This is a genomic window from Euzebya rosea (genome assembly GCF_003073135.1).
GTDB lineage: Bacteria > Actinomycetota > Nitriliruptoria > Euzebyales > Euzebyaceae > Euzebya > Euzebya rosea.
Map to the genome: position 1 here is coordinate 152,271 of NZ_PGDQ01000015.1, position 22,630 is coordinate 174,900.

Genomic DNA, 22,630 nt, shown 5'->3' on the forward strand with positions numbered 1-22,630 from the left:
GATGACGGTCATGCGCTTCGCCGGGGGACGGCTGCTGCGGGGTCTGCTGACCCTCTGGTTCGCCGTCACCGTGACGTTCTTCCTGGTGCGCTTGCTGCCCGGTGACCCTGCGCTGGCCGTCGCCGACCCGATGATGACCGAGGACCTCCGGATGGAGCTCCTGGCCGACTACGGACTGGATCGGCCGCTGCCGGTCCAGTACGTCAGCTACCTCGGCCACCTCCTGCAGGGAGACCTCGGCATCTCCTTCCGCCAGTCCCTGCCCGTCACCGAGATCCTGATGGCACGGCTGCCCTGGACGTTGATCCTCACCGGGTCGGCGCTGCTGGTCACCGTCCTCATCGGGGTCCCGCTCGGCGTCGCGGCGGCCACCCGCCGTGGCGGCTGGGTCGACCGCGCCATCCAGGTCGGCAGCGTGCTCGGGCAGTCCATGTTCGTGCCCGCCATCGGGATCGCCATGCTGTACGCCTTCGGGCTGTACCTCGGCTGGTTCCCGATCGGCGGGGCGATCGACGACGGCGTGACGGGCCTCGACGCATGGATCAGCATCCTGCGCCACCTCGTCCTGCCGGCCTCCAGCCTCGTCATCCTGCAGATCGGCGCCTACGTGCTGACGCTGCGGACCAACCTCATCGACAGCCTCGGCGAGGACTACTGCGACCTCGCCCGAGCCAAGGGCGTGCCGCAGCGACGCATCGTCTGGCGCCACGCCCTGCGCAACGCCCTGCTGCCCACCACCACCCTTGTCGGGTTGCAGCTCGGCTTCCTCGTCGGCGGCGCCGTGCTGACCGAGACGATCTTCGCCTACCCCGGCGTCGGCAGGGCGATCTTCGAGTCCGTCGGCCGCCTCGACTTCCCCGTCCTGCAGGGCGCGTTCGTGCTGCTGGCCGCCACGGTCGTGGTCGCCAACCTGCTGACCGACCTGGCCTACGGCGCCCTGGACCCCCGGGTGCGCGCGCAGTGACCACCCCTCCCGCGCGCCGCCCGATCCCCTGCAGCCGTCCGACCGTCCGGATCCATCCGACCCAGGAGCGTCCATGAGCGCCGAGCTCCGCCCGGCCCCCACCGTCGACGACGGCATCGTCCGCGACGACCAGCCGCTGGCCACGCCCGGCGAGTCCCCCGGCCGTCGCACCGCCAGGGCGTTCGTCCGCAACCCGCTCGGGGTCTTCGGCGTCGTCGTCCTCGTCGGCATGGTGCTGACGGCGGTCTTCGCGCCGCTGATCGCGGAGTACCCCTCGGGCTACGGCGTCGACGTCCTGGCGCCGCCGTCGGCCGACCACTGGTTCGGGACCGACTCCCTCGGCCGTGACATCTTCGCCCAGGTCGTCTGGGGCGCCCGGACCAGCCTGATGATCGGCGGTGCCGCCTCGGCCATGGCCATCGCCGTCGGGGTCGCCGTCGGCGTCGCCGCCGCCTACTTCACGAAGGTCGAGACCGCCCTCGGCGTGCTGGTCGACGTCACCCTCTCCCTGCCCGTCCTGCCGCTGATGATCCTCATCGCCGCGCTGGCCGGACCGTCGACCTGGACCCTCGCCGTGGTCATCGCGCTGTTCTCGTGGCCCGAGGTCGCCCGCGTCGTGCGCTCCCAGGCGCTGTCCATCGTCGGCCTGCCCTACGTCGAGGCCGGCGCGCTGGCCGGCGGATCCCACCTGTGGATCATCCGCCGCCACCTGGTGCCCGCCGTGGCCCCCGTCATCACCGTCAGCGTCGTGCTGACCGCCTCCCGTGCCGTCCTGTCGGAGTCCGGCCTCGCCTTCCTCGGCCTCGGCGACCCCAACGGCTGGTCGTGGGGGACCATCCTGCACAACGCCCAGCGCTCGGGGACGCTCGGCACCGCCTGGTGGACCGCCGCGATGCCCTCGTTGGCGATCCTGCTGCTCGTGGTCGCCGCCACCCTCGTCTCCCTTGCCTACAACGACGCCCGCAACCCCCGAACCCGCGAGGACTGATCACCGCCGTGTCATCCCCTGCCCGCCTGTCCCAACGGCTGCCCCGGAGCTTCTACGCCCGGGTGCAGGCCGACGTCCGCCACCAGCTCGACGAGGAGGGGCTGGATGCCGTCCTCTGCGAGGACTGGCGCGACGTCGCCTACCTGACGGGCTTCTTCCACACCCCCACCGAACGCCCCGTCCTCGTCGTGGTCACCGCCGACCGCACGATCGGGCTGGTCCCGGCGCTGGAGTACGAGTACGCCCAGCAGCAGGACATCGCCGTCGACGAGCTCGTCGCCTACCCGGAGTACCCGGGTGTCCGCTCGCCGCAGGAGGTCCTCGCCGACGCGCTGGCCGGTGCGACCGGCCGGTGGGGCCACGCCTGGACGCTGTCCACCGGGGACCTGGGCAAGCTGCGCGCCGCGATGGGCGGGGTGGAGTGGGTCGGGACCCACCTCGTCGACCGGATGCGCCTGGTGAAGTACGACGAGGAGATCGTGCTGCATCGCGAGGCGGCGAAGCTGGGTGACGTCATGCTGGCCGCGGGCCGCGAGCTGGTGGAGGGGCGCATCGCCGAGGGCGGACCGCTGCCGTCGGAAGCCGAGCTGGCCAAGCACGTCATCGGCCGTGGGACCGCCTGGATGTACGAGACCCACGACGACGTGGTCGTCGTGCCGTTGCTGGCAGGAGGGCTGGTCTACTCCGGCCCCAACTCCGCCTACCCCCACGGGCTGGTGACCGAGCATCGCCTGCAGCCCGGCGAGACGTTCATCCTGTCGTTGGGCGGGGCCGTCGGCGGTCGCTACGCCGAGAGCGAGCGCACCTTCGTGCTGGGCGAACCCACCGCCCAGCAGCGTGCCCTGTTCGAGACCGACGCGAGGGCCCAGCACGTCGGGACGGAGTCCATCCGACCCGGCGCCACCTGCGCCGACGTCAACGCCGGTTGCCTCGACGTCATCCGCGACGCCGGGTACGCCGAGCACATCCGCCACCGCCAGGGCCACGGCATCGGGTTGAACTTCCACGAACCGCCGTGGCTGGAGGACGGCGACGACACCCCGCTGGCCGCCGGCATGGTCGTCTCCAGCGAACCCGGCATCTACGTGCTGGGGCACGCCGGGTACCGCATCAGCGACACGGTGCTGGTCACCGCCGACGGCCGCGAACGCCTGACCACCTTCCCACGGGACCTCGAGTCCTCGATCATTCCCGTCAAGGAGTCGTCACGATGATGCTGGAGATCAACGGCTGCCCCCTCAACGTCGAGCTGCTCGGCGGTGACGACCCGACCAAGCCCCTCCTGATCGCCCACCACGGCGCCCCGGGGCTGGGATCGATGGAGGAGCCCCGGGCGGCGTTCGGCTGGCTGGCCGACACCTTCCGGGTGATCATCTTCGACGCACGGGGGAGCGGGAAGTCCGGCGACGTGCCGCCCTACGACCACGACCAGTGGGTCGCCGACATCGACGCCCTCCGCGAATGGGCCGGTGCGGAGCGGTTCGTCATGGCCGGCGGCTCCTACGGCGGGTTCCTGTCGATGGAGTACGCCATCCGCCACCCCGAGCGGCTTCTGGCCCTGGTGCTGCGTGACACCGCGCCGGACGCCACGCACGACGACCTGGCGCTGGAGAACGCACGGGCGTCGGACCGGGTCGACATCCCCGAGGAGCGGCTGGCCCGCATGTTCGACGGGAAGGTCATCGACAACGACGACTTCCGTGACCTGTGGCGCGAGCTGCTGCCGCTGTACACCTTCACCCACGACCCGGCGGTCATCGAGGACAAGGTCGCGTCGGTGGACTACCACTACGCCACCCACAACGCGGCGTTCTCCACCGCCCGCGCGACCTACGACGTCAAGCCGCACCTCCACAGGGTGACGTGCCCTGCGCTGGTCACCGTCGGCCGGGAGGACTGGATCACCCCGGTCGTCAACAGCGAGCAGATCGCCGAGCTGCTGCCCGACGCCGAGCTGGTGATCTTCGAGGAGTCCGGCCACTCCCCGCCGCTGGAGGAGCCCGAGCGGTTCCAGCAGGTCGTCCGCGACTTCCTCGACAGGGCGCTCGCCCGCGCCTGACCCGCCCCCAGCCACCCCGCCACCCCCATGGCCGCCCACCGGCAGACCCGCCGCTGCCGGTGGGCCGGCCCCTGCGGGTGGGCCGGCCCCTGCAGGGGGGCCGGCTCCTCCGGGTGGCCCGGCTCCTCCGGGTGGCCCGGACCCCGATCGTGCCGATCGTCGTCCATGGCCGACGCAGGCCCCGATCGCGCCCACCGACCACCTGCCGCGGGCGAGCGGCTACCGTCGTCGGCGTGACGTCGACCACCTCCGAAGCGGTCTACCTGGACCACGCCGCCACCACGCCGCTGGCGGCGGAGGCCGTCGAGGCCATGGGGCCGTGGATCACGGCGGGGGCGGTCGGGAACGCCTCGTCGCTCCACGCCGCCGGGCGTCGGGCCCGGGCTGCCGTCGAGGACGCCCGTGACCGGGTCGCCGCGGCGCTCGGCGTGACCCCGCTGGAGGTCCTCTTCACCTCCGGCGGCACCGAAGCCGACAACCAGGCGATCAAGGGGCTCGTCTGGGCCGGCGGGGCGGGCGGGCACGTCGTCACCACCGCCATCGAGCACCACGCCGTCCTGGAGACCGTCGAGTGGTTGCGCGATCACCAGGGCGTGAAGGCCACGGTCGTTGGTGTCGACGCCGACGGCCTGGTCGATCCGGACGAGGTCCTGGCGGCCGTCCAGCCCGACACCCGGGTGGTCAGCGTCATGGCGGCCAACAACGAGCTGGGCACCATCCAGCCCCTCGACGTCCTCGGCCCGGCGCTCGCCGAACGGGGCGTCCCCCTCCACGTCGACGCCGTCCAGGCGTTCGGCAAGGTCCCCATGCCGCTGGGGGAGTGGCAGCCGGCCGGCCTCGCCCTCTCGGCCCACAAGTTCAACGGTCCCACCGGCGTCGGCGTGCTGGTGCTGCGTCGCGACCTGCAGCCCCATCCCGTGCTCCACGGCGGCGCGCAGGAGCGGGGTGTGCGATCCGGCACCCTCAACGTCGCCGGGATCGTCGGCCTCGGTGCCGCCGCCGAACGGGCCGCCGACCTCCTGTCGACCGTCGACACCGCGGTCCGTGCCCGACGGGACGCCCTGCTCGACGGCCTCCTGGCCATCGACGACGTGGCCCTCAACGGCCATCCCCAGCAGCGCCTGCCGCACAACGCCCACGTCGGCATCGGCGGCGTCGACGCCGAGTCGCTGCTCATGGGCCTGGACCGGGCCGGCATCCAGTGCTCGACCGGCTCGGCCTGCCAGTCCGGCGCGGCCCGGCGCAGCCACGTCCTGGACGCGATCGGCGCCCGCGAGGACGCCGCACACCTGCGCTTCACCCTCGGCTCCGAGACCACCGACGCCCACATCGACCGCACGATCGTTGCGGTCACCGACGCCGTCGCACGCCTGCGCACCGCGACGGGGGACCGCTGATGGCCAGCGTCCTCGTGGCGATGTCGGGCGGCGTGGACTCCTCCATGGCCGCCGCGTTGCTGGTCGAGCAGGGGCACGACGTCACCGGCGTGCACCTGAAGATGGCCGACACGCCCAGCGGCATCCCCGGCAAGGGCTGCTGCACCCTCGACGACGCCCGCGACGCCCGCCGGGTGGCCGACCTGCTCGGCATCCCCTACTACGTCTGGGACTTCGCCGACGCGTTCCACGAGCGGGTGGTCGACGACTTCGTCGCCGAGTACGCCGCCGGTCGCACACCCAACCCGTGCATCCGCTGCAACGAGCGGGTCAAGTACACCGCGCTGATGGCCCGGGCACGTGCCGCCGGGTTCGACCGGCTGGCGACCGGCCACCACGTCCGGCTGTCGACTGACGACGACGGCACCGTCCGGCTCCTGCGGCCCGTCGACGAGGGAAAGGACCAGACCTACGTGCTGTACATGGCCAGCCAGGACCAGCTGCAGCACTCCGCCTTCCCCGTCGGGGGCATCCACAAGTCGGCGCTGCGCGACATGGCCGCCGAGCGTGGGCTCGTGACGGCGTCGAAGCCCGACAGCACCGACATCTGCTTCATCCCCTCGGGCAACACCGCGGCGTTCCTCGGTGCCCGCATCGGCCGACGCCCGGGCCGCCTGGTCGACCACGACGGCACCGACCTCGGCGAGCACGACGGCGCGTTCGCCTTCACCGTCGGGCAGCGGCGCGGGCTCGGACTGTCCGGCATGCCCGAACCGCGGTTCGTGACCGCCATCGAGGGCGACACCGTCACCGTCGGCCGACGCGAGGACCTGCGCGTCTCGGCCCTCACCGCGGACGGCGTCAGCTGGACGGTGGCCCCACCCACCCCGGGGGAGGAGGGGCTGACCGCCCGCGTTCGTTACCACGGCGAGCGGCTGCCGGTGGTGGTCCAGCTCGACGGGACCGCCGACGACACGACCATGTCGGTGGCCTTCACCGACGACCGGCCAAGCGGCGTCGCGCCCGGCCAGGCCGTCGTCGTCTACCGGGGCGAGGAGTGCGTGGGCGGCGGCACGATCGCCACGACCTCGCGCTGACCGACACCGCCCTCCAGCGCGCCCCTGGGGACTCACCCGAGGATCGCGGCTGCCAGCGCCTCCGGCGTGGACCACATGGGCCAGTGGCCGGCGTCCAGCTCGACGAAGTGGTCCTCCGGTCGGCGCTGGTCGGCGTCGGCCCACCACGGGGACGGTCCCGACCGGGTGCAGCGAACGAACGTCCGCGGGATGCCGGCGGCACCGGCGACCGTGCCCGGCGGGAGCGGGCTGGTCATGCACGGCAGGGGGAACGGGGTCGCCCGCTCGCGGAACCGCTGCAGCGCCTCCGCGGACAGGTCGTCGGCGCCGTACAGCTCGCGTGCCCACAACATCTCGTCGGGCAACAACGGCAGCAGTCGACCACCGAAGCCGTCCGCCCATGCCTGCATGGCCTCCAGCTGCGGTCCGTCGCCGATCAGCGGGCCGTCGTCGGTCGGGACCGAGGCGTCGACGTACACGATCCGCCCGATGCGGTCGGGGAGTGCCGCCGCTGCACCGGTCACCACCGCGCCGGCGTAGCTGTGGCCGACGAGGACGACGTCGCCCGCGTGCGCGTGCCCACGGCGATCGGGCTGCTGGACCCCCACGACGACGGCCGGTCACTGCTCCGGGTCGGGGGTGACGACCTGCATCCCATCGCGACGTTCCTGGTGGGACTCACCTGCGAGTTCGAGGTGCTCGACCCGCCCGAGCTGGTGGAGGCGCTGCATGCCCTGGGCCGGTGGCTGACGACCCGGTGACGGGCGGACACGTTCGACAGGGCATCATCCGGGCAAGGCTGTGGAACGTGCGCGGTGCCCCGACGGCATCGCGGACATCCCCCACGACAACGACCCCTTCGAGGAGCTCCCGTGTTCACCCTTGCCGACCTTCCCGACCTGACCGGCCGCACGGCGGTGGTCACCGGCGCCAACTCGGGGTTGGGGCTGGAGACGGCCCGGGCGCTGGCCGGGGCCGGCGCGACCGTGGTCATGACCGCCCGCTCCAAGGACAAGTTCGACGCCGCCGAGGCCGAGATCCGGCCCACCAACCGGACGGCAGACCTTCGGTTCGTCCAGCTCGACCTGGCCAGCCTGGAGAACGTCCGCACCGCCGCGGAGGTCATCCGCAGCGAGCACCCCGAGGTGGACATCCTCGTCAACAACGCCGGCATCATGATGACCCCCGAGGCGACCACCGCCGACGGCCTCGAGCTGCAGCTCGGCACCAACCACTTCGGCCACTTCGCGTTCACCGGCCTGCTGCTCGAGCCGCTGCTCGCCGCGGGTGACGCCCGCGTCGTGACCGTGTCCTCCGGCATGCACCACCGCGGCGAGATGGACTTCGACGACCTGCAGCAGCAGCGGTCCGACGGCTACGACACCACCGCCCAGTACGCCCGGTCCAAGCTGGCCAACCTGATGTTCGCCCTCGAGCTGCAGCGCCGGTTCGACGCCGCAGGGGCCGACGCACGGTCGGTGGCTGCCCACCCCGGCTACACCGCCACGAACCTCCAGTCGGCCGGCGTCGGGCTGCCCGGCGGTGGGCTGTTCCACAAGGCCGCCAGCATCGGCATGCGGCTGATCACGCCGCTGGTCGGCATGTCGGTCGAGCAGGGCGCCCTGCCCCAGATCCACGCCGCGGTCAGCGACGTGCCCGGGGGCAGCTACTGGGGCCCGACGGGCCCGGCGGAGATGCGCGGACCCGTCGGCCCGGCCAAGGTCAACCGCAGGGCGCGCAACGAGGCCGACGCCGCCCGGCTGTGGGACATCTCGGTGGACACCACGGGCGTGACATACGACGCGTTGGGAACGAACACCGGTTCCGTGCGGTGACGGGACCCTGAACTGGGTACGTTTGGGACCGATCGCCGGAAGCGGGTCAGGAGTCGACGATGAGTGAAGTCTTGTGGGTCACGGTGTTCGGCGCCGTGCTGGCGTGGCTGCAGGCCAACAGCAACCTCGACGAGCCGCAGCTCGAGCAGGTCGAGATCCCCGTCGATGACGAGTGGGAACGCTGGGAAGCCGAGATCCACGACTGGAAGGACCTGCGCTGACGCGCAGCTGAACCAGCCCTCCCGCACGACCCCGGCGGCACGCGCGGCCGTGCGGCCGAGGTCGCCGCGACGGGGGCCGGCCGCGAGGTCGGCCACGATGTCGCAGGTGGTCCATAGACTCCTCCCTCCATGACTGACCGCGAGACCCGCGACCGGGTGGCGGAGCTGCGCGAGACGCTCGCGTACCACCGCTACCGGTACTACGTCCTTTCCGATCCGCAGATCCCCGACGCCGAGTTCGATGCGCTCATGCGCGAGCTCGAGGGGCTCGAGGCCGAGCATCCGGAGCTGGACCACCCCGACTCGCCGACGCACCAGGTCGGGGCGCCGATCGACAGCGCCTTCGGCGAGGTCGCCCACCGGCTGCCGATGCAGTCGCTGGACAACGCCTTCGACCGCGAGGAGCTGCAGGCCTGGGCCGCCCGGGTCGCCCGCGGACTGGAGGACGGGGACCACCGCTTCACCTGCGAGCTCAAGGTCGACGGGGTCGCCATCTCCCTGATCTACGAGAACGGCTTCCTCGTCCAGGCGATCACACGTGGCGACGGCACCACCGGTGAGGACGTCACCGCCAACGTCCGCACCATCGAGGGGATCCCCCGTCTGCTCGCCGTCGACGACCCGCCGGCGCTGGTGGAGGTCCGCGGCGAGATCCACTACCCGGTGGAGAAGTTCGAGGCGATGAACGCCGCACGGGAGGCCGCCGGCGAGGCACGGTTCGCCAACCCGCGCAACGCCGCGTCGGGCGCGCTGCGGCAGAAGGACCCGGAGGTGACCCGCACCCGCCCCCTCGCGCTGGTCGCCCACGGCATGGGTGCCACCGACGGGCTGGACGTCGACACCCACTCCGGCTTCCTCGACTTCCTCCGCGACGCCGGTATCCCCACCGCCCCCGAGACCCGCACCGTGGACGACATCGGTGCGGTGTGGGCCTTCGTCGAGCACTGGGAGACCCACCGCCACGATCCCACCTACGAGCTGGACGGCGTCGTGGTCAAGGTCGACCGGCTGGACCAGCAACGCCAGCTCGGCTCCACCAGCCGTGCCCCCCGGTGGGCCATCGCGTTCAAGTACCCGCCGGAGGAGCAGCGCACCCGGCTGGTCGACATCGAGGTCAACGTCGGCCGCACCGGACGCACGACCCCCTACGCGGTCCTCGAACCGGTGCTCGTCGCCGGGTCCACGGTGACCTACGCCACCCTCCACAACCAGGACCAGGCCCGGCTCAAGGACGTCCGCCCGGGGGACATGGTCATCGTGCGCAAGGCCGGGGACGTGATCCCCGAGGTCGTCGGCCCGGTGCTGTCGGAACGTCCCGAGGAGGTCGAGGCCGCCGGTCCCTGGCAGTTCCCGACGACCTGCCCGTTCTGCGGCGAACCGCTGCAACGGCTGGAGGGCGAGGCCGACACCTACTGCGTCAACGTCGACTGCCCCAACCGGATCCTCGAGACCCTCGACCACTTCGCCAGCCGCAAGGCCATGGACATCGAGGGGTTGGGCTACGAGACCGCCAAGGCGTTGCTCGAGGCCGGGCTGGTCACCGACCTGGCCGACCTGTACCTGCTTGATCGCGACGCCGTGTTCGCCCTCGAGGGGTTCGGCGACAAGAAGACCGACCTGCTGCTCGACGGCATCCAGAAGTCCAGGACCCAGCCGGTCGAGCGCCTGCTGACCGGCCTCAACATCCGCCACGTCGGGCCCAACGTGGCCAAGCTGATCGCCCGTTCCCTCGGGGACCTGCAGGCGATGCGCGACGCCGACGTCGAGCGGATCGCCGCGGTCGACGGCATCGGCACGGTCATCGCGGAGTCACTGGTCAGCTGGATGGCCAACGACCGCAACGCTGCGCTGCTGGACAAACTCGTCGACGCGGGCGTGCGCACCGACACCGAGGTGACGGCCACGACCAGCGACGTCCTCGCAGGCCGCTCGCTGGTCATCACCGGCACCCTGGCCGGGTACTCCCGTGACGAGGCCAAGCAGGCCGTCCTCGACGCCGGCGGCAAGGTCACCGGCAGCGTCTCGGGCAAGACCTTCGCCGTCGTGGTCGGCGACAGTCCGGGCTCGAAGGCCACCAAGGCCGAGGACCTCGGCGTGCCCATCCTCGACGAAGCCGCCTTCGAGCAGCTGCTGTTGACCGGCGAGCTGCCTGCCTGACACGGACGCGTCAGCGGAGCGTTGACTGCCGGGTCAGCGGAGCGTTGACTGCCGGGTCAGCGGAGCGTTGACTGCCGGGTCAGCGGAGCGTTGACTGCCGGGTCAGCGGAGCTTTGACTGCCGCTTTACGCGTGTGCGGTTAGCGTTCACTCCGACATGTCGAATCCAACGTCTGCCGGCGCGCCCATCGGGATGCCCTCCGGCACGCCCGGTCCCGCAGGTCCCGTCGCCGGACCACCCGTCCCCGGGCTCGTCGCGGGCGCACCGCTGACCGGCCCCACGAACGGGGTGCCGGGCAGTGCCGGACCCGCCGGACAGGGCGCCGACGGGCCGACGTGGCGCGACCTGCCGAAGGACCCGCCGTTCGGGCCGATCCCGCCCATGCGCGCCCCGGTGGTCGCCCGTCCCGCCTCGATGGCCGCCGCCCCCGCGGCCCCACCCGCAGGCGACGACTCGCAGATCACCCCCGTGCAGATCGCCATCGCCGTGTTCGGCGTGCTGTTCCTGCTCGCGCTCGGCGTGGCCGCCGCCCTCGTGCTGCTCGGCGACGACGACCCGGTGGACGCCGACTCGCCGCTGCCCGCCGAGACCGCCGACGAGGGGGACGGCGATCCCTTCGGGACCTTCACCCCCTCGCCCAACAACCCGGCGCCCGCCCCCGAACCACCGGCCGAGGACGACCTGGCCGACGGCCGACCCGAGGCGACCCCCAGCCCCGGCGAGCTCGAACCCGCGCCGGCGCCCAGCGCCGGTGGCGAGGACCCCGGTACCGCACCGGAGGACCCCAGCGGCGAGCAGGGCACCGTGCCGCCGTCCGGTGACGCGCTGCCCCCGCAGGGCGACGCGTTGCCCCCGGAGGGCGGGACCGCCCCCGAGGCGCCGCCGGGCGAGGGGGGCCTGCAGCCCCAGCCGGCCCCGCAGGATCCCGAGGACGGTGACATCGACCTGCCGCTGCTGTTCGACCTGACCCAGCTGCCGTCGGGGACCGCGGAGGACGACACGACGGTCACGCAGACCTCCACCGGCAACGAGGCCACGCGCATCGAGCAGGTCACCCACCTCGACCACCCGCTGGGCGACATCACCGTCCTGGCCGTGCGCGCCGAGGACGCCGCCCGCCGGCTGGACGTCGTCCTGACCGACGAGGCCACGGAGATCAGCGTCCGCGGCCAGACCGCCTACCTGCTGGAGGGGCAGCGCATCGTGTGGCTGGTCGACGGTGATCCCGACACCTACCTCGACATCGACGGGCCCGCCGACGTGGGCACCGACGAACTGCTGACCATCGCCAACGGGCTGGAGCTCGCCGAATGACCACCGTCCCTGCCGACAACGACACCCACGACGACACCGACGTCGAGCTGCTGACCCCGTCCCGGTCCGCGGAGCTGCTGGCCAGCGTCCGCGCCGAGATCGGCCGGGTCATCGTCGGCCAGCAGCGGGTCGTCGAGCGGGTCATGGTCGGCCTGCTCGCCGAGGGGCACTGCCTGCTCGAGGGTGCACCGGGCCTCGGCAAGACCCGCCTGCTGACGACCCTGTCCACCGCCATGGGCGGGTCCTTCAGCCGCGTGCAGTTCACCCCCGACCTGCTGCCCTCCGACATCGTCGGCACCCGCATCTGGCGGCAGGAGGAGGGGCGCTTCACCGTGGAGCTCGGCCCGGTGTTCGCCAACTTCGTCCTGGCCGACGAGATCAACCGTGCCCCGGCGAAGGTCCAGTCGGCCCTGCTGGAGGTCATGGCCGAGAAGCAGGTGACCATCGGCGGCGAGTCCTTCCGGGTCGACCGTCCCTTCCTCGTCCTCGCCACCCAGAACCCCATCGAGTCCGAGGGCGTCTACCAGCTGCCCGAGGCGCAGCGCGACCGCTTCCTCATGAAGGTCCCGGTGGACTACCCGGCCGGCCCCCACGAGGAGATGGAGATCGTCCGTCGGGCGGCGGGGGACGCGATCCACCCGCGCGAGGTCATCACCCTCGACGACGTCAAGGCCCTGCAGGCCACGACACGGGCGATCCACGTCGACCCACGCGTGGCCGACTACGCCGTGCGGCTGGTCCTGGCCACCCGCGAGCCGGCCCGGCAGGGGCTGGACAGCCTGACCCCGCTGATCGCCTTCGGTGCCTCCCCCCGTGCCTCGATCGGGCTGGTCGAGGGTGCACGTGCCCTGGCCCTGCTGCGCGGCCGCGGCGCCGTCGAGCCGCAGGACATCTACGACATCGCCTACGACGTGCTGAACCACCGGCTCGTGCTGTCCTTCGACGCCGTCGCCGACGGCATCACCGTCGACGAGGTGCTGTACCACCTGCTGACGACCATCCCGGCGCCGCAGCTGGCGTCGTCAAACGGTGCCGCACGGCCGCCGGCCGGCCCACCGCGGATCCCCGACGCGACACCGGTACCCCCCACCGCCAACCGCGGCCTCCATGCCCAGCAGCCCTATCACGTCGCCCAGAGCACCCCGGGGACCTTCCAGGGCCAGCAGGACGCTGCCCGAGGCGCCAACCGCGGACCGGTCATGCCGCCGCCGGACGGCGAGTGGGGGCCGGCCGAGACCACCGATCGCGCCCCCGGGCACGTCGACGCCATGGGCGACGGCGAGGACCCGTTCGCCGGGCTCGGCGAGGAGGACGGCCGTGACCACGGTGCGGACGACGACACGCCCCCGCAGGGTGTGCCGCTGACCGCACCGGAGGACACGACGCCACCCGTCGACCCCGACGACGACCCCGGCCGTCCCGCATCCGACGGCGACGCATCCGACGCTGACGGACCCGACGACGCGTCCGGCGACCCGCTGGCCCCGCCCGCGTGAGCTCGCCCATCCCGCCAGCGCTGACACCCGGGACGACGCTGCGTCCCGAGGCGTTCGGCCGGCTGGAGCTCGCCGTGCGCCGACGCCTCGAGGGCCGGCTGCACGGCGACTACCAGGGCCTGCTTCCCGGCCACGGCTCGGAACCCGGCGAGGCGCGCCGCTACCGGCCGGGTGACGACGTGCGGCGGATCGACTGGGCCGTCACGGCGCGCACCGACCATCCCCACGTCCGCGACACCATCGCCGACCACGAGCTCACCACGATCGGCGTGATCGACCTGTCCGGCAGCCTGCACTTCGGCACGGGCCGACGCCAGAAGCGCGACGTGGCCGTGGAGGTGCTCGGCGCGTTCGGGTTCGTCACGGCACACGGGGCCAACCGGTTCGGCGCGCTCGCCCTGCACCCGGCAGGGGAGGAGTGGTACGCCCCCGCCTCCGGACGACACCACGTGCACGCCACCCTGCAGCGGATCTCCCGGCTGCCGCGGGTGACCGCACGGACCGCGGGGGCGGCCACGCCCATCGACCTGTCGCGGGGCCTGCGTCGCGCCGGGCGCCTGGCCCGACGGCGAGGCCTGGTCATCGTGGTCAGCGACTTCCTGGGACGCAGCGGTCCGGGCAGGGCCCACGAGGCCACCCCGCCGTGGGCCAGGAGCATCCGTGCCCTGACCGAACGCCACGAGGTCATCGCCGTCGACGTCGTCGACCCACGCGAGCTGAACCTCCCCGACGTCGGCTTCATCACCCTCGCCGACCCCGAGTCCGGCCGCCGACGCGTCGTCGACACGAGCGACCGGTCCGTGCGGATCCGCTACGCCCAGGCCGCCCGGGACCAACGCGACCGCATCGCCGGTGAGCTGCGCCGCGCCGGCGCCTCGCACCTGAGCGTGCGCACCGACACCGACTGGCTGGCCGACGTCATCCGCTACGTCGAACGTCGCCGCCGCGCCCCCCTCCCACGACGGAGCTCCCGTTGATGTTCGCCGCCCCCGCCATGCTGCTGCTGGTCGTCGTGCCCATCGGGCTCGCGATCGGTTACGTCGTCATGCAGTCCCGCCGCAGCCACTACGCGGTGCAGTTCACCAACCTCGACCTGCTCGACGAGATCGCCCCCGACACCCCCGGCTGGCGCCGACACGTCCCGGCGGCCGCCCTCGTGCTGGCGCTGATCTGCCTCGTCATCGCCATCGCCCGGCCGGTGAAGGCCGAGCAGGTCCCCGTCGAGGCGTCGACGGTCATCCTGGCGCTGGACACCTCCATCTCCATGGACGCCCGTGACGTCGAACCGCGTCGGCTCGACGCCGCCCAGGCCGCCGCGCTGCGGTTCATGGACGAGGTGCCCGACCAGGTGCGGGTCGGGCTGGTGAGCTTCGCGGAGAACGCCGTCGCCAACGTCGCACCCACCGACGACCGGGCGATCGTCCGCACGACGATCGAGAACCTCGAGCTGCGCCCCGGCACCGCCATCGGCGAGGCCCTGCTGGTGGCCGTGGACCTCATCGAGGCCGACCTGCAGGCCATCCAGGCCGAGCAGCAGGGCGACGACGAACCGGAACCGGCGACGATCATCGTCCTCTCCGACGGGGACACGACCGCCGGGCGGCCCAACGCCTTCGGGGTCCGTGCCGCCCAGGAGGCCGGGATCGCCGTCTCCACGATCAGCTTCGGCACCGTCAACGGCGTCATCCAGTTCCAGGGCCAGATCGTGCCCGTCCCCTCCAACGGCCGGGCCCTCGAGGGGATCGCGGAGGACACCGGCGGCCGGTTCTACGACGCCGAGAGCGCCGAGGCCCTGACGGAGATCTTCGAGACCCTGGGCGTGGCGGTGGGCTTCACCACCGAGGAGGTCGAGGTCATCGTCCCGTGGGTCGTTGCCGCGATGATCCTCGGGACCGCCGCGGCCGCCGCCTCACTCGCCTGGTTCTCCCGCCTCCCCTGACCTGCCGTCCACCGCGGACGGACGGGTGAGGGGTTCCCCGACGTCGGCAGGAACCCGGATGTGGACCGCAGCGATGTCGTCGCGGGGCCGCCTGCCCTGGTAGGCCATGACGTCGGTGACCACGGCGTCGGTCAGCTCCGACGCGGGAAGTGCCCGATGGGCGAACAGCAGGTCCAGCAGGCCCTCCATGCCCAGCATCTCCCGGCCCCGACGTGCCTCCGTCAGGCCGTCGGTGTAGCAGAACAGCCCCTCGCCCGGCCCGAGGCGGATCTCGACGTCGGTCAACGACGGGTCCTCGACCACGCCGATGAGCGTGCCGGTCACGTCGACCGGCTCGGCCGTGTCGGGCCCGACGAGCACGGCGGGGGGATGCCCGCCGCTGGCCATCGTGACCCGCACCGTCCCGTCGTCCTCCAGCCGCACGCGGCAGCACACCACGGTGCAGAACCGCTCGGTCTCGTGGTGCAGCAGCACGGCGTTGAGGTCGGCGAGGATTCTGCTCGGACGGTGCTGGCGGATGGCGGCCGCCCGGACGGAGTAGCGGACCAGGGCGGTGATGGTCGCGGCCCGCGCACCCTTTCCGCGGACGTCGCCGACGACCACGATCCAGTCGTGGCGGTCGGTCTCGAACACGTCGTAGAAGTCACCGCCCACCTGGGCGCCGTCCCCCGCCGGGCGATAGGTCGCCCCGAGCTCGACACCGTCGATGACCGGCAGGTTCGGGGGGATCAGGCTGGACTGCAGGGTGCGGGCCAGCTCGGCGGACCTGGCCTCCGATGCCTCGGCCCGACGGCGGGCCCGCAGCAGCTCCTGCTCGTACTCGCGACGATGCGTGGCGTCCAGGATGCTGGTGCGGATGACCTCCTCCCCACCGTCGGACGGCACGACCACCCGCGAGTTCACGAGCACCGGCAGCCGGCTGGCGTCCTTGCGCACGAAGTCCAGGGCGATCTCGCGCACCGTCCCGTGCAACGACAGCATCGGCCGGTAGTGCGTCTCGTGGTAGATCCGGCCACCTGCGCTCAGCAGGTCGGTGAAGGGTTTGCCCAGCAGGTCCTCGCGCTCCAGGCCCAACCAGTCCAGCAACGTCTGGTTGACCCGCACGATGGTGCCGGTCCTCGTCGTGGACAGGTAGCCGCAGGGCGCGCGTTCGTAGAGGTCCTCCGCATCGTCGTCGGGAACCAGGACGGGCCCGACGGTGTCGGAGTGGGACGGGTGCGGGTCCGTCACTCGGGGCGGCTCCGCAGGAACCGTTCGATCGCGTCGATCGTCGCGTCCGGCGCGCTCAGGTTCGGACAGTGGCCCGTCGCGTCGAGCAGCTCGAAGCTGCTGTCGGGGATCCGGTCGTGGACGAACCGGCCCACTTCCTCGGGGGCGATCACGTCGTTGGCGCACTGCAGCACCAGCGTGGGCACGGCGACCTTCTCGAGGTCCGCACGGTTGTCGGAGGTGAACGTCACGTGGGCGAACTGGCGAGCGATCTCGGGATCGGTGCGGCAGAAGCTCTCCGTCAGCTCCTCGCCGAGGGCCGGCCGGTCGGGGTTGCCCATGATCACGGGGGCCATGGCGCTGGACCAGCCCAGGTAGTTGCTGTCGAGCGCCCCGAACAGCTCGTCGATGTCGGCCTGCGAGAACCCGCCGACGTAGTCGTCGTCGTTGATGTACCGCGGCGACGGTCCGACCAGCACGAGCGCCGCGAACCGGTCCGGCTCGGCGTTGGCGGCCAGGACGCCGATCATCGCCGACACCGAATGGCCGACGAACACCACGTCGTGGAGGTCCAGGTCGCGGACGATGGTCAGCACGTCGTCGGCGTAGGCCTCGAGGCTGGTGTAGGTGTCGGCATCCCATGCCGTCAGGTCCGACTGGCCCGCGCCGATGTGGTCGAACAGGATCGTCCGGTAGCGATCGGCGAACGCGGGCTCGACGAACCGCCACATCTGCTGGTCACAGCCGAAGCCGTGGGCGAACAGCATCGGCTGTCCGGTGTCGACACCGCCGACGGTCAGGTTGTACCGCTGCGCAACTTCCATTGATCTTCTCCATCGCCGAAGGAGCAGGAGATCGGTCGGGGGTCGGGACGTCCGGCCTGCGCGCCCTCCACGCTACCGGGTCCGCCTGTCCGCGCGGTGGGGCTGATGGCCGAGAGGGGGTAGCGTTGCACGCCGACCGTCCGCCCTCCACCCCCAGGATCGTTCCGCACCGATGGCACTCTCCGACGACGACGTCCGCCACGTCGCCCGGCTGGCCCAGCTGGACCTGACCGACGACGAGATCACCAGCCTGGCGCCCCAGCTGGCCGAGATCCTCGCCTACGCCGAGAAGGTGAGCGAGGTCGCGGCCGACGACGTGCCGCCGACCTCGCATCCCTACCCGCTGCGCAACGTCTTCCGCGACGACTCGATCGTGGCCGAGCCGCTGCCGCCCGAGGTCGTGGTCGCCAACGCCCCGGACGCCGAGGAGCTGCAGTTCCGCGTCCCACGGATCATCGGGGAGTCGTCGTGAGCCGCCCGATCGTGGCTCGCACCGCCGCCGAGCTGGCCGACGCGATGGCCAGCGGCGAGCTGTCGGCCGTCGAGGTCGCACGGGCACACCTGGACCGCATCGAGGCCACCGACGACACGACCGGCGCGTGGCTGGCCATGATGGCCGACGAGGCGCTGGACGTCGCGGCCGACGTCGACCGTCGCCGCGCGGCCGGCGAGGCCCTCGGTGCGCTGGCGGGCATCCCGGTGGCCGTCAAGGACGTGATGTGCACCAAGGGCACCACGACCACGGCGGGCTCGAGGATGCTGGAGACCTTCGTCCCGCCCTACGACGCCACCGTCGTGGCCCGGCTGCGGGCGGCCGACGCCGTCCTGCTCGGCAAGACCAACATGGACGAGTTCGCCATGGGGTCGTCCACGGAGAACTCCGCCTACAAGGTGTGTCACAACCCGTGGGACACCGACACCACGCCGGGGGGCTCGTCCGGCGGCAGCGCGGCCGCCGTCGCGGCCTACCAGGCACCCATCGCCACCGGCACCGACACCGGCGGGTCGATCCGCCAGCCCGCCGCCGTCACCGGCACCGTCGGCATCAAGCCCACCTACGGGCGGGCCAGCCGCTACGGGCTGATCGCCTTCGCCTCGTCGCTGGACCAGGCCGGCACCTTCGGTCGGACCGTGCGGGACGCCACGCTGGGGCTGGAGGTCATGTGCGGCCACGACCCCAAGGACTCCACGTCCATCCCCGACCCGATGACGTCGTGGAGCGACACCCTCGACAGGGGAGTGGCCGGGTTGCGCGTCGGCGTGGTCACCGAGTTCATGGGTGACGGGGCAAGCGACGGCGTCAGGTCTGCGGTGCAGCACGCCATCGACCGCCTCTCCTCACTCGGCGCAGAGATCGTCGAGGTGTCCCTGCCACACGCCGACTACGGCCTGCCGGCCTACTACCTGATCGCGCCGTCGGAGGCGTCGGCCAACCTCAGCCGCTACGACGGCGTGCGCTACGGCCTGCGCGTCGACGGCGAGACGACCCACGAGATGATGGCCGCCACCCGGGCCGCCGGATTCGGGGCCGAGGTCAAGCGGCGCATCATGATCGGCACCCACGCCCTCTCGGCGGGGTACTTCGACGCCTACTACGGGCAGGCGCAGAAGGTCCGTACCCTCATCATCCGCGACTTCGAGGCCGCGTTCGCCCAGGCAGACGTCCTCGTGGGGCCCACCTGCCCGACCGCGGCGTTCGGACTCGGCGACAAGACCGCCGACCCGCTGGCGATGTACCTCAACGACGTGTTCGCCGTCCCGGCGTCCCTTGCCGGCATGCCGGCCATGTCGCTGCCGGTCGGGTTCGACTCCAGCGGCGACGGCGGCGACCTGCCCGTCGGCCTGCAGCTGATCGGGCCGATGCTGGGCGAAGCCGTGATGGTGCGGGCCGCGGCCGCGCTGGAGGCCGACTTGGCCCTGGACCTGACCCCACGTGGGCCGCGTGCGCTGGCCCTCCCCGAGAGCGAGTGACGAAGATGAGCGACTGGGAAGCCGTCATCGGCCTGGAGGTCCACGTCGAGCTGTCGACGCGGACCAAGATGTTCTCCGCCTGCCCCAACGAGTTCGGCGGGGCCCCCAACACCCGGGTCACCGAGGTCGACCTGGGCCTGCCCGGCACCCTGCCCGTGGTCAACGGCACGGCCGTGGAGCACGCCATCCGCATGGGGCTGGCGCTGGACTGCGAGATCGCGCCGGTCAGCCAGTTCCACCGGAAGAACTACTTCTATCCGGACATGCCGAAGAACTACCAGATCAGCCAGTACGACGTGCCGATCTGCGGTGCTGGCCACCTCGACATCGAGACCAGCGAGGGGCCGGTTCGCATCGGCATCACGCGGATCCACATGGAGGAGGACGCGGGCAAGAACGTCCATGTCGGCGAGTCCGGCCGTGTGCACGGGGCCGACTACTCCCTGGTGGACTACAACCGCGCCGGCGTGCCGCTGCTGGAGTGCGTGTCGGAGCCCGACATCCGCACCGCCGAGCAGGCACAGGCCTACCTGACCGAGCTGCGCGGCATCGTCCTGGCCCTGGGCATCTCCGACGCCAAGCTGGAGGAGGGCTCGATGCGCTGCGACGCCAACGTCAGCATCCACAGGCCCGGTACCCCGTTCGGCACCCGGGCCGAGATCAAGAACATGAACTCCGTGCGGTCGCTCGGCCGGGCCATCGAGTACGAGATCGCCCGTCAGATCGACGTCGTGGAGTCCGGTGGCACCGTGGTCCAGGAGACCCGTCACTGGGACGAGGACGCCGGCACCACCTCCACGCTGCGCCGCAAGGAGACGCTGGACGACTACCGGTACTTCCCCGACCCCGACCTGGTCGAGATGGTCCCCGACCCGGCGTGGATCGAGGAGATCCGGGCCAGCCTGCCCGAGCTGCCCGCGGCGACGCGGGCACGGCTCATCGCCGCCCACGGCCTCGAGCGCAAGTCGGTCGTCACCATGCAGGACGCCGGGCTGATCCCGCTGCTGGACGCCGCCGTCGATGGCGGGGCCGACCCGGCGGACGCCACCAAGTGGTTGGTCAACGAGGTCGCCGGCTGGCAGAACGAGACCGGCCGCTCGGCCGTCGAGGCCCTGCCGGGTGGTGAGTTCGTGACCCTGCTCGGCAAGGTCGCCGACGGCACCCTCGGCAAGGGGGGTGCCCGCAAGGTCCTGGCGTCGGTGCTGGCGGGGGAGGGCACGGTGGAGCAGCTGTCGACGGACCACGAGCAGGTCTCCGACGTCAGCGCGATCGAGCAGATCGTCGACCAGGTCATCGCCGAGCAGGCCGACGCCGCCCAGAAGGTCCGCGACGGGAACCCCAAGGCCATGGGCGCCCTCGTCGGCGGCGTCATGCGGGCCAGCAAGGGCAAGGCCGACCCCGCGCTGGTCAACCAGCTGCTGCACGCCAAGCTCCAGGGCTGACCCAGCACGAACCGGCCGGTTCCGACTCGCGTCGGGACCGGCCCTCGTCGGCTCGGCACCCCGGTCGGATCTGACGGGCGGGACGTCACCCCTGACGGAACCAGTGTTTCACCTTCGGATGCATGCACATCCGAACCACCCTCCTGATCCTGTCCGTCCTTCCGCTCCTCGGCGGCTCGCCCCCGAACCGGTCCGCACCGCCCGAGCTGTCGGCCGCAGCCGCTCAGGGCCCCGGCGGGTGCGTCTTCCTTCCCGTCGTCGACAGGGAGGTGTGCACCTGACGTCAGTTCGCGACGCGACAGTCCACGAGTGCGTCCGGGACGGGGTCCACGAGCTCGCAGAACTGGCGTACCCGTGCCGCGGACTCCTCGTCGGCGTCGTCGCCCTGGTGGTACCCGCCCGGCGCGATGCCCAGCTCCTCGGTGGCGCCGCCCACGACGATGTACTCGGTGTCGGGCGGCGGGTCGGTCTGTTCGCGGATGACGACGGGCTGGTCACGCCCGGGCACGGTCGCCTCGACGTCCCCGACCGGGACCGGCACGCCCCGGGCAGGCACGTTGCGGGGCTGGGTCCGGTCGGCGGCCGCAGGGTCTGCAGCGCTCGTGTTCCCGTCGCCGACGGATGGGCGCGACGCGGTGGTCGAGGAGGTCATCGCACCGTCGACGGCGATCCCGGACCGTCCGCCGACGATCGGTGAGACGTCCATGGCGGGGACGCCCCCGGGGCCGTCCTCCCGGCCGGGGAAGGTCTGTTCGCCCCACATCCCCGCGCCGCCGATCACCAGCAACGGCGCGAGGAGCGCGACCGCACCCTTGGCTCCGACCTGGGCCGCGAGGCCCTTGACGGTCGAACCGAGGCGCGCCAGCGGTGCCGGCAGCCACGGAAGTCCATCGATCCGGCGATCACGGGCGATCGCGCGCGCCCGGCTGCGGGCGCGGTGCAGCTGCACCTTGATGGTGTCCCGGGTGGTGCCTCGTCGGGCCGCCATGTCCCGCAGCGACACGTCCTCCATGTAGTGCTCGACCACCAGCTCGGCGTCCCGGTCGTTCAGCTCGTCGAGGACCTGGGCGATCAGCACGCGCATCTCCACGGTGCGCTGCGGGACGGCCTCCGGGACGACCAGCTCGCTGGCAGCCGTCTCGCTGCGACGAACGACGTCCTCGTGGCGTTGGTGATCGATGGCGGCGTTGCGGGCGACCCGCAGCAGCCACCGTCGCAGCTCGCGATCGTCCAGCGGCTGGATGTCGCTGCGCAGCAGGCGCACGAAGACGTCCTGTGACAGGTCCTCGGCCAGGTGGTGGTCCTTGACCCAGCGCAGGCACGTCGTCATGACCGCGGGGCCGTGCCCGCGGACGATCGTCGCGAAGGCGACGTCATCGCCTGCGCGAGCAGCCGCCAGCAGGGCGTGCGGCGGCGGGGACGGCGGGGAGGAATTCGTGGTGGACATCGTGAGGCGTTGGGCAGAAGGTGAACGTGCCTGCACCTACTGAGTTCGCGGTCGGACCGTCACATCCTCCCAGAACTTTCTCGTGTGGGTGTTAACCACCGGGGCCTCCCGTTCGTTCTGTACTGGTGGGCATCCCGCGTACGCACGTACGTGAGGGGGTGGGCAGGGCCGGATCGTCGAGCAGGGGATCCGGCCCTGATCCCGTTTTCTGGGGGTACGGTTGAACCGCACCTGCGTTCGCTCCGAACGATGGTTGGGCACCCTTCGCCGTATCGTCGTTCGTCCCGCCGGGCCAAGGCCGCACATGCACAC

General features: G+C 72.1%; 21 protein-coding genes and 1 pseudogene. 18 read left to right on the top strand and 4 right to left on the bottom strand.

Annotated features, from left to right (window positions below; genetic code table 11):
• Window position 1 precedes the first annotated feature (1 nt).
• The 6 genes from CUC05_RS19175 (at window position 2) to mnmA (ending at window position 6,484) form a co-directional block, all read left to right on the top strand.
• Window positions 2-964: an ABC transporter permease gene (locus CUC05_RS19175; protein WP_108667731.1), complete on the top strand. Its 963-nt coding sequence runs from the start codon at window positions 2-4 to the stop codon at window positions 962-964.
• A 73-nt stretch (window positions 965-1,037) separates the two neighbouring features.
• Complete coding sequence (locus CUC05_RS19180) at window positions 1,038-1,952, top strand: ABC transporter permease (protein WP_108667732.1); 915 nt, start codon at window positions 1,038-1,040, stop codon at window positions 1,950-1,952.
• Between the two features lie 8 nt (window positions 1,953-1,960).
• A complete protein-coding gene (locus tag CUC05_RS19185) occupies window positions 1,961-3,166 on the top strand; it encodes a M24 family metallopeptidase (protein WP_205712434.1) in 1,206 nt (401 codons plus the stop codon).
• On the top strand, window positions 3,163-4,011 hold the full coding sequence (locus CUC05_RS19190; RefSeq protein WP_108667733.1) for an alpha/beta fold hydrolase: 849 nt from the start codon (window positions 3,163-3,165) through the stop codon (window positions 4,009-4,011). Before CUC05_RS19185 ends, CUC05_RS19190 begins: the two co-directional genes overlap by 4 nt.
• A gap of 233 nt (window positions 4,012-4,244) precedes the next feature.
• A complete protein-coding gene (locus tag CUC05_RS19195) occupies window positions 4,245-5,408 on the top strand; it encodes a cysteine desulfurase family protein (protein WP_108667734.1) in 1,164 nt (387 codons plus the stop codon).
• Window positions 5,408-6,484 (top strand): tRNA 2-thiouridine(34) synthase MnmA, encoded by a 1,077-nt coding sequence (mnmA, locus tag CUC05_RS19200; protein ID WP_108667735.1) that lies wholly within the window; start codon window positions 5,408-5,410, stop codon window positions 6,482-6,484. Before CUC05_RS19195 ends, mnmA begins: the two co-directional genes overlap by 1 nt.
• A gap of 32 nt (window positions 6,485-6,516) precedes the next feature.
• On the opposite strand, the gene CUC05_RS19205 is transcribed toward mnmA, so the two are convergent.
• Complete coding sequence (locus CUC05_RS19205; RefSeq protein ID WP_240606286.1) at window positions 6,517-6,987, bottom strand: alpha/beta fold hydrolase; 471 nt, start codon at window positions 6,985-6,987, stop codon at window positions 6,517-6,519.
• Window positions 6,988-7,005: 18 nt separating this feature from the next.
• On the opposite strand from CUC05_RS19205, the gene CUC05_RS24895 reads away from it, so the two are divergent.
• The 8 genes and pseudogenes from CUC05_RS24895 to CUC05_RS19235 all read left to right on the top strand — a co-directional run bounded on the left by CUC05_RS24895 (window position 7,006) and on the right by CUC05_RS19235 (window position 15,425).
• Window positions 7,006-7,224: a WCX domain-containing protein gene (locus tag CUC05_RS24895; protein ID WP_170128058.1), complete on the top strand. Its 219-nt coding sequence runs from the start codon at window positions 7,006-7,008 to the stop codon at window positions 7,222-7,224.
• A 111-nt stretch (window positions 7,225-7,335) separates the two neighbouring features.
• Complete coding sequence (locus CUC05_RS19210) at window positions 7,336-8,298, top strand: oxidoreductase (protein ID WP_108667737.1); 963 nt, start codon at window positions 7,336-7,338, stop codon at window positions 8,296-8,298.
• 59 nt (window positions 8,299-8,357) lie between these two features.
• Window positions 8,358-8,519 (top strand): hypothetical protein, encoded by a 162-nt coding sequence (locus tag CUC05_RS24900; protein ID WP_157965773.1) that lies wholly within the window; start codon window positions 8,358-8,360, stop codon window positions 8,517-8,519.
• Between the two features lie 129 nt (window positions 8,520-8,648).
• A complete protein-coding gene (gene ligA / locus CUC05_RS19215; protein WP_108667738.1) occupies window positions 8,649-10,676 on the top strand; it encodes an NAD-dependent DNA ligase LigA in 2,028 nt (675 codons plus the stop codon).
• Between the two features lie 156 nt (window positions 10,677-10,832).
• Window positions 10,833-11,990, top strand: a complete 1,158-nt coding sequence (locus tag CUC05_RS19220) for a hypothetical protein (RefSeq protein ID WP_157965774.1) — start codon at window positions 10,833-10,835, stop codon at window positions 11,988-11,990.
• A pseudogene (locus CUC05_RS19225) lies at window positions 11,987-13,048 on the top strand (AAA family ATPase); the annotation flags it as partial. The gene CUC05_RS19220 and the pseudogene CUC05_RS19225, both read left to right, overlap by 4 nt.
• Before the next feature lie 446 nt (window positions 13,049-13,494).
• On the top strand, window positions 13,495-14,463 hold the full coding sequence (locus CUC05_RS19230) for a DUF58 domain-containing protein (protein ID WP_108667769.1): 969 nt from the start codon (window positions 13,495-13,497) through the stop codon (window positions 14,461-14,463).
• Window positions 14,463-15,425, top strand: coding sequence for a VWA domain-containing protein (locus CUC05_RS19235; RefSeq protein WP_108667741.1), 963 nt, complete (start codon window positions 14,463-14,465; stop codon window positions 15,423-15,425). The genes CUC05_RS19230 and CUC05_RS19235 overlap by 1 nt, the downstream gene beginning before the upstream one ends.
• Here the strand turns inward: CUC05_RS19235 and CUC05_RS19240 are convergent.
• Both CUC05_RS19240 and CUC05_RS19245 read right to left on the bottom strand, forming a co-directional pair.
• The gene (locus tag CUC05_RS19240; protein ID WP_170128064.1) at window positions 15,396-16,655 is read right to left on the bottom strand and encodes a PP2C family protein-serine/threonine phosphatase; all 1,260 of its coding nucleotides are present in this window, start codon (window positions 16,653-16,655) and stop codon (window positions 15,396-15,398) included. The two genes, CUC05_RS19235 and CUC05_RS19240, sit on opposite strands and share 30 nt — an antisense overlap.
• Window positions 16,652-17,458 (bottom strand): alpha/beta fold hydrolase, encoded by an 807-nt coding sequence (locus CUC05_RS19245; protein ID WP_108667743.1) that lies wholly within the window; start codon window positions 17,456-17,458, stop codon window positions 16,652-16,654. Before CUC05_RS19245 ends, CUC05_RS19240 begins: the two co-directional genes overlap by 4 nt.
• A gap of 172 nt (window positions 17,459-17,630) precedes the next feature.
• Here CUC05_RS19245 and gatC point away from each other — a divergent pair, with 172 nt between their 5' ends.
• From gatC to CUC05_RS24905, 4 genes are all read left to right on the top strand, one after another.
• The gene (gene gatC / locus CUC05_RS19250) at window positions 17,631-17,930 is read left to right on the top strand and encodes an Asp-tRNA(Asn)/Glu-tRNA(Gln) amidotransferase subunit GatC (protein WP_108667744.1); all 300 of its coding nucleotides are present in this window, start codon (window positions 17,631-17,633) and stop codon (window positions 17,928-17,930) included.
• 44 nt (window positions 17,931-17,974) lie between these two features.
• On the top strand, window positions 17,975-19,429 hold the full coding sequence (gene gatA / locus CUC05_RS19255) for an Asp-tRNA(Asn)/Glu-tRNA(Gln) amidotransferase subunit GatA (RefSeq protein ID WP_108667770.1): 1,455 nt from the start codon (window positions 17,975-17,977) through the stop codon (window positions 19,427-19,429).
• 5 nt (window positions 19,430-19,434) lie between these two features.
• The gene (gatB, locus tag CUC05_RS19260) at window positions 19,435-20,871 is read left to right on the top strand and encodes an Asp-tRNA(Asn)/Glu-tRNA(Gln) amidotransferase subunit GatB (protein ID WP_108667771.1); all 1,437 of its coding nucleotides are present in this window, start codon (window positions 19,435-19,437) and stop codon (window positions 20,869-20,871) included.
• 122 nt (window positions 20,872-20,993) lie between these two features.
• Window positions 20,994-21,152 (top strand): hypothetical protein, encoded by a 159-nt coding sequence (locus tag CUC05_RS24905; protein ID WP_157965775.1) that lies wholly within the window; start codon window positions 20,994-20,996, stop codon window positions 21,150-21,152.
• A gap of 2 nt (window positions 21,153-21,154) precedes the next feature.
• Here the strand turns inward: CUC05_RS24905 and CUC05_RS19265 are convergent, their stop codons facing one another.
• Window positions 21,155-22,318 carry an RNA polymerase sigma factor gene (locus CUC05_RS19265; protein ID WP_108667745.1) on the bottom strand — a complete coding sequence of 388 codons (1,164 nt, stop codon included), beginning with the start codon at window positions 22,316-22,318 and terminating at the stop codon, window positions 21,155-21,157.
• Between the last annotated feature and the right edge of the window lie 312 nt (window positions 22,319-22,630).